Below are 492 nucleotides of genomic sequence, written 5' to 3'. Positions count from 1 at the left end.
AGTAATGCAAAAATTTATATATTTGACCGGTACGGAAAATTGCTCAAGCAATTAAGTCCAAGTAGTGAAGGATGGGATGGAACTTATAACGGCAAACCCATGCCTAGTAATGATTACTGGTTCAAAGTAGAATACACCGACCCCAGAACAGGAAATAGAAAGACCTTTAAGTCGAATTTTACGTTGAAGAGGTAAAGCCCAAAGCCCCTCTAAATCTCCCCGAAGGGGAGACTTTTATTAGCAGGACGTGTTAGCAAGATGAGAGACCTCGTTTATCGGTGTGATAAAACCCTCATTAACTTGTCATTCCGGAAAATCCACCATCCTCATTGAACTGTCATTCCGGAAAATTTCCTAAGAAATTTATCCGGAATCTCCCCGTAATGAAAACACAAATAAACTACCTAATACCAGTTATTATTTGAAATTACTGTAAAAGAAAATGAAGATTTTTTTCTTTATGTAAATTAGAAAAATCAAGCATAGCCGTAG

Annotated in this window: 1 protein-coding gene; it reads left to right on the top strand. The window is 37.0% G+C overall.

Annotated elements, in window-relative coordinates; all coding sequences use genetic code 11:
* A partial coding sequence (locus G7034_RS09810; protein WP_166400788.1) for a T9SS type B sorting domain-containing protein occupies positions 1 to 195 on the top strand: 195 nt, incomplete at its 5' end.
* Positions 196 to 492: the final 297 nt, after the last annotated feature.

The organism is Psychroflexus maritimus, assembly GCF_011089875.1.
GTDB lineage: Bacteria > Bacteroidota > Bacteroidia > Flavobacteriales > Flavobacteriaceae > Psychroflexus > Psychroflexus maritimus.
Note: the sequence above shows the minus strand (reverse complement) of the source record. Positions and strands in the feature narration are given on the sequence as shown.